The following is a 6690-nucleotide window of genomic DNA, read 5'->3' on the forward strand; positions in this document are numbered from 1 at the left end:
CGATGTTTCGCAGATGGTAGGGCAGGGCTTTGTAAGATTTTTGTTTTATTACTTGTGAAATTAAATAGCTATAAAATTCTATAAGAATTGAAGCTATTTAAAGATAAATCTAATTTATTGAGATAGGAGTGATATTTGCCAATGTATATGAAAATACTTGGGACCGCTGCCGCAGAGGGATTACCTGCTCTTTTTTGCCAATGTGAACTGTTTAAATTAAGGATATAAAGGATTGGTGATTAGCAATTCAAACCCTTCAGGGAGGATATGAATACTGCAAAAATAGGACAGGTATTTTTCCTGTCAAAAACAGGTAGATGAGGGTAATGGCAAGATAATGCATCATCCAAAGGCAGAGGAGGGATAAAAATGGTAGTTCCTGATATTTGGGGTAAGGGGAGCATATTTGCCTTTTCGGGAATTGACGGTAAAAACACATATACAGGTAGTTTAGCAGGAACTCTTTGTGCAGATAAACTTGGAATAATATTTCATACGGACAAAAGAAGGGAGTTAAGCTTTATTATAAAAAATGTAAAGGATATCAAATATGATATTGTTGCATCAGATATAATTAAGCTGCAACTTATAAGCAAATATTTTATTCATGAGGAACAAGAATCTCAAGAAGAACAAGAATCGTTATTACCGTTAATACTGGTCTTTTATTCCCAGGATACCATAGTTGGTATTTCCGGCAAATATGCCAGGCCTGTCGTATACTGTGAAAATGTAAAGGAAGAAGAACTGGAAGATGGTATTATAATTCATTCTACTCCTCCTGAATATACTGTGTTGATAACAGAAGAAAAGGGAAAAGATATACGTTTTTCATTTTCATACAGCAATATTTCAAAGGCTGATGCTATAGAAAAGGCAAAAGAAGGTTTATACCAAGATATTAATGAACTTGTTCGTAGGAAGATGGATTTCTTCAAGAATCTTCCCAAACTCGAAGGGGTGGATAAAAGGCTGGAAAAAACCTTTTATAAGTGTTTTTCGGTTATGAAAACCCAGGTTTATACTCCTGAAGGAATGTTTAAAAGCAGATGGACTACACCTGACAGGCTCCCTCATAAGAAACTATGGTTATGGGATTCGGTTTTCCATTCCTTTGGGAATAGGTATATATGCCCGGAGCTTGCATACGAAACTATTAAAGCTGTTTTTGATACGCAATGGGAAGACGGCTTTATACCGCATATGGCTTCTCCTTTTGAAAGGTCTGATATAACACAACCACCTGTCCTGGCCTGGGGACTATTTAAACTATATGAGGCAACTGGAAATATTGATATTTTACATGAACATTATTCGAAATTGAAAGCATATCTCTTCTGGAACATTAATAACCGCGATAGCAATAGGAATTTTCTTTTTGAATGGAAAATAAATAAAGATAGCGTAGAAAACAGATGTGATGAGAGCGGGATGGACAATTCCATAAGGTTTGATAATGTAGAAGAGATGGATTGTATCGATTTTTCGTGTTTTATGGCAAATGAAGCCATGTGTATGAGAAGGATTGCAGATGCCCTTGAAATGAATGGGGAAAAGGAGTTGTGGGACGATATTTATGCAAAAATAAAGGAGGCTGTAAATGAAAACTTATGGGACGAAGAAGACAAATTCTACTATGACCGGAAAATAAAAGATGGGAATTTCAAAAAGGTAAAGGCAGTATCCGGTTTTTTGCCCTTATTTGCCGGAATATGCGAAAAACAACATTCGGAGCATCTTATAAGGCACCTTACGGATAAGAAACTATTCAGTACGGAATTTCCGGTTCCAAGCATAGCATTTAATGACAAATCTTTTGAAATGGATATGTGGAGGGGTTGTGTCTGGATTAATTATAATTATATGATTGCAGCAGGGTTGAGAGAGTATGGCTATAATGACCTCGCAGATTCGCTTATTAGGAAAACTATTGAAAAAATAGCTTTTTGGTATGAGCATGACGGAAACATATATGAATTCTATGATTGTACAAACAGGTTTTCTCCTTCCAGATTAAACAGAAAAGGGAAATATATAGAACCCTATGATTTTAGGATAAACTACCAGAGCTTAAGAGATTATGGCTGGACCTGCACACTTTTTGTTGCAATGTTAATGGAAAATATATACTTGTTCAAACATACTAATTAGTACTATCGTTTATTAAATTTTTTACGCCAGAAGAGTCTGCGTTTTTTACCCGGCAAGTTCTAAGCCCAAATGGAGGATTTGTTGTCTAAAACGAGATTTCCCCTAACACTTTTTGTTATAATATGAAACGTCAGAAGTAAAGATTGTGAGGCAATAATATGCATATTGCAGTTATAGATGGTCAAGGCGGCGGAATGGGAAAGGCAATGGTAGAAAAGCTCAGATGTGAATTTGGAGAGGCTATTGAAGTAATTGCACTTGGAACAAATGCATTGACGACTGCATTAATGCTCAAAGCTGGTGCCAACGAAGGAGCATCGGGAGAAAACGCTATTGTTTTCAACTCATCAAAAGTGGATGTTATTATGGGACCTGTAGGAATTATTGCTGCAAATTCGATGCTTGGAGAACTGACTCCCCTTATGGCAAAAGCAATTGCCGAAAGCCCGGCAAAGAAAGTATTGATACTGCTTAACAGATGTAATATTCAAATAGCAGGGGTAAGAAGTGAACTTCTTCCCCATTATATAGATGATGCAATAGGTCAAATCAAAGATTTAATTAAGGATGATAAAAATGTGTGAAGCTAATGTTTATCTGATTGACAAACAAGGGAATGAAAAGCTCATACTGGAGTCAGTAGACAAGATTGTGCATGTCGGTGGCGTAATTGAACTTGAGAACATTTTCAGCCAAAGAAAGACTCTCAAGGCGAAAATCAAGGAGATGGCTTTAGTAGAGTACCGTCTTGTTCTTGAGGAAGAGTAAAAAGAATATATCAATAGGTCGGACAATACAAAAACAGATGATTTCGTGCTTCAAGAACTAAACAGAATAGAGGAAGGGATATCAGGATTTAAAAAATGAATGCTATGTCGGAATTCGAGATACTTATAAATGTCCTTGAAAATAAGCATGAACTTGATAGAACCGGTTTAGTCAAACTCTTAACATGTGATGATGTGGTTCCTGTCTATACTGCTGCTGATAGGGTAAGAAAGAAGTTTGTGGGTGATGATGTCCATTTAAGAGGTTTAATAGAATTCAGCAGCTACTGCTGCAGGACTTGTTTCTACTGCGGGCTTAGAGCAGCCAACAATAAAATAAGGAGATTCAGGATGGAGCCTGGGGAGATCATAGAATGTGCAAGACATGCTGCAAACTGCGGGTTGAAAACCATAGTTCTCCAGAGCGGCGAAGACAAGTCCTTTGCAGTAAATGAGTTATGCAAAATAGTCAGTGAAATTAAAGGTATGGATGTAGCTGTAACACTCAGTATTGGCGAACTGTCAAAAGATGAATACGCTACCTTGAGAAAGGCAGGTGCAGACAGGTATCTTCTGCGCATTGAAACCAGCAATGAGCAATTGTATGAGAGGCTTCATCCCGGGATGAGCTATAAAAACAGGGTAAGGTGTCTTTATGATTTAAAAGATCTGGGTTATGAAACAGGCACCGGCTGCCTTATAGGACTGCCGGGTCAGACTCCTGAGATGCTGGCAGATGATCTTTTATTTTTCAAAAGACTGGATGCGGATATGATTGGAATGGGTCCCTTTATTCCATGTAAGATTAATTGATAATTATTATCAATAATTCCCGAAAAATGATGAAATAATGCCTTAGTGTTATAATAGTGCCTGCCATTTATATTGAAAGGGGGCACAATGCATTGAAAAAGGCGGGAAAATCATGTAGCAACTGTAGATATGGTTTACCTGTTTCCGTGGACGGTGATATCTTATGCCGAATAAGAGGAGTTGTTTCTTCCGAATATTGCTGTTCAAAACATAAATTTGATTATCAAATAAAATTGTTCAGGCCAAAGTGTATTGAATGTGAAAATTTTATCCCGGCAGATGATACAAAAGAATGCAGTTTGAGATTGTGTAAATTATTCTCCGTAAGGCAGTATGACGGAAAACAAAAAAATGCTTGTTCCAGATTCATAGCAAAATTATGAAGATAATGTCCATTTGAGTGGTCCGATTCAATTCAGCAATTACGTTTACTCACGTTCTGATATAGATTTCACTATTTTACACTGTAAATATTGACAATAACATTTAAGCATAATATAATTTGTTTAAGTAATTACTTAAACAAATTATTGAGGTGTGCACACAATGGACGAATTCCTGGGAATTTTAAAAGCCCTGGCGGATGAAACACGGCTCAAAATTGTTACTCTGCTTTTAAGCCATGATTTTTGTGTAGGTGCATTGGCAAAGCGGCTTGATATTTCGGAAGCTGCTGTATCCCAGCATCTGCAGGTGTTAAGAAAGGCTGGAGTTGTGAGGGGTGAAAAGCGGGGATACTACACGCATTATTGGGTTGACCGGGAAGTACTGAAAAAGGCAGCTGAAAAGCTATTGGAATTGGCATCCCGAATACCGGATTGTGAAGACGGCTGCCGTAAACATATGCCAGGAGAACATCAATGCTGTAGAAAGGAGGGGCAAAACGATGTGTGACTGCAAATGTCAAAAGCCTGAATTAAAGCCCGCAAGCGGCAAATGCAGCGAGCAGCAAATTAAGGAATTTTACGGGGATGAAAAAGAACATCCTTGCGACTGTGAAAATAAATAGCATTATCCTGAGGATAGGAGCAGTTCCTTTTTGCAAGGTGGAAAGGATACTGCTCATTTTTCTGACATTTCAAAGAAGGAGGAAGGTACTTTGAATATATTAGAGGTCAAGGGGTTAACCAAAAACTATGGAGACTTTATGGCAGTCAAAGGTGTCGATTTCTCCATTGAAAAAGGTGAAATTTTCGGATTTTTGGGTCCGAACGGTGCGGGAAAAACCTCAACCATCAACATGCTTACCGGACTTGCAAGACCGACTTCCGGCTCCATAACTCTGTCAGGGGTTGACTGTATAAAAAATATCAAAAAGGCACAGCATATGATCGGTATCGTACCGGATGATAGTAATTTGTATGAAGAGATGAATGGGTTCGATAACCTGACTTTTTGTGCATCCCTGTACGGCATGGAAAAGTCTAAAAGGGAACGACGGGCAAAGGAACTATTGGAACAATTCGGCCTTGCCGATATGGGCAGGAAGCCCTTTAAGGCATATTCCAAAGGGATGAAGCGAAAGCTGACTATTGCTGCGGGGATTATCCATGAACCGGAAATACTCTTTTTAGATGAACCCACCACCGGGATTGACGTAGAAAGTGTAAGGCAGATACGAAAGCTGATTTTAACCTTAAATACCAAAGGGACAACGATTTTCTTAACCACTCATTACATAGAAGAGGCTGAAAGACTCTGTCACCGGATAGGGTTTATTGTTGATGGTAATGTTGTAAAAACGGGGACAGTTGATGAATTGATGATGGAAGTTCAAAAGGAAAACGTTGTACAGTTTACCCTTGAAAAAGGAGCAATGCCTCTAAAGGATGCGTTGATGAGTGTATTTCCCGACTTTATCGTCAATATTATTGACAATCATACGGTTAGAATTCATTCGTCTTCCAAGGTCAACCTGATGCCTTTTATGAAATTCTTTGACGATAATGATGTAATGGTGCATGAGGCTAAAATTATACGGCCTTCCCTGGAAGATGTCTTTGTCAAGGTAACGGGCATTGGCCTTGATAAAATGAAAAAGGAAAAGGAAGGAGGAAAGATGAAATGAAAGCATGGATTGCATTCTGGAATATACTTTTAAAGGATATGAAAAATTATTACCTGAAACCTCCGAACATAAGCTGGGGCATAATATTTTCTATTTCCTGGACGCTTATGTTTTTCTTGAGGTCAAACACTACAATAGATATCCGGGGAATACTGCCCGGAATTATGGCTATGTCAGTTCTCTTTGGAACTACTTCAATGCTGGCGGTAACAATAACCTTTGAACGAAAAAGCAGATCATTTGAACGGCTTTTGCTGGCTCCTATCAATCTGAATCTTCTGATGATGGCAAAGACTACAGGGGCGATTATTTTTGGTGTATTGAATGCTTTTGTACCTGTGGTTTTTGCTTTATTCTGGGTTCAGCTTTCAGGGGTTGACTGGATCATTGTTATACTGAGCGTGCTTTTACTGGCTGTGACGTCAACCTTCCTGGGATTGTTCATTGCCGTATCTGTCAGCGAAGTATTCGAAGCCCAGACATTCTCAAATTTTTTCAGATTTCCGATGCTTTTTTTATGCGGCTTGTTTATTCCTGTTTCACAGTTGCCGGTGTTGTTCAGGCCAATATCATATATAATACCTTTAACTTATGGGGTTGATATACTTAAAGATGCAATAAACCGTGAAGGCCATATACATCCAGCTATAAGCTTTTTGGTTTTAATTGCGTTTGGCCTATTGCTTTTTTCTTTTAGTATAAGGAATGTAAAGCGAAAATGGATTATATAGAAACATGAACATGCACCTTCCGGTGCTTTTTTTTGTTATAAAATAATTGACATATGCCCAAAATAATAATAAAATTTATTATGGGCATAAGCTTATATCAAAATAAATGCCAACTCATTACGAGGGAGAGGAAAATATATGAAGGTTTGTGTTTCATCAA

At 38.0% G+C, this 6690-nt stretch carries 8 protein-coding genes; all 8 read left to right on the plus strand.

Annotation, left to right across the window (positions count from 1 at the left end; translation table 11 throughout):
* The first annotated feature begins 369 nt into the window (after positions 1–369).
* A complete protein-coding gene (locus tag HPY74_18915; GenBank protein ID NSW92684.1) occupies positions 370–2151 on the plus strand; it encodes a hypothetical protein in 1782 nt (593 codons plus the stop codon).
* A 158-nt stretch (positions 2152–2309) separates the two neighbouring features.
* Positions 2310–2735 (plus strand): DUF3842 family protein, encoded by a 426-nt coding sequence (locus HPY74_18920; GenBank protein NSW92685.1) that lies wholly within the window; start codon positions 2310–2312, stop codon positions 2733–2735.
* Positions 2728–2919 (plus strand): CooT family nickel-binding protein, encoded by a 192-nt coding sequence (locus tag HPY74_18925; GenBank protein ID NSW92686.1) that lies wholly within the window; start codon positions 2728–2730, stop codon positions 2917–2919. The genes HPY74_18920 and HPY74_18925 overlap by 8 nt, the downstream gene beginning before the upstream one ends.
* A 104-nt stretch (positions 2920–3023) precedes the next feature.
* The gene (gene hydE / locus HPY74_18930; protein NSW92687.1) at positions 3024–3731 is read left to right on the plus strand and encodes a [FeFe] hydrogenase H-cluster radical SAM maturase HydE; all 708 of its coding nucleotides are present in this window, start codon (positions 3024–3026) and stop codon (positions 3729–3731) included.
* 92 nt (positions 3732–3823) lie between these two features.
* Positions 3824–4114: a hypothetical protein gene (locus tag HPY74_18935; protein NSW92688.1), complete on the plus strand. Its 291-nt coding sequence runs from the start codon at positions 3824–3826 to the stop codon at positions 4112–4114.
* Positions 4115–4277: 163 nt separating this feature from the next.
* Entirely contained in the window at positions 4278–4625 is a 348-nt protein-coding gene (locus tag HPY74_18940) for a winged helix-turn-helix transcriptional regulator (protein NSW92689.1), read from the plus strand.
* Between the two features lie 253 nt (positions 4626–4878).
* Entirely contained in the window at positions 4879–5799 is a 921-nt protein-coding gene (locus HPY74_18945; GenBank protein NSW92690.1) for an ABC transporter ATP-binding protein, read from the plus strand.
* A complete protein-coding gene (locus tag HPY74_18950; protein NSW92691.1) occupies positions 5796–6530 on the plus strand; it encodes an ABC transporter permease in 735 nt (244 codons plus the stop codon). Before HPY74_18945 ends, HPY74_18950 begins: the two co-directional genes overlap by 4 nt.
* Positions 6531–6690: the final 160 nt, after the last annotated feature.

It is taken from the genome of Bacillota bacterium (assembly GCA_013314855.1).
Classification (GTDB): domain Bacteria; phylum Bacillota; class Clostridia; order Acetivibrionales; family DUMC01; genus Ch48.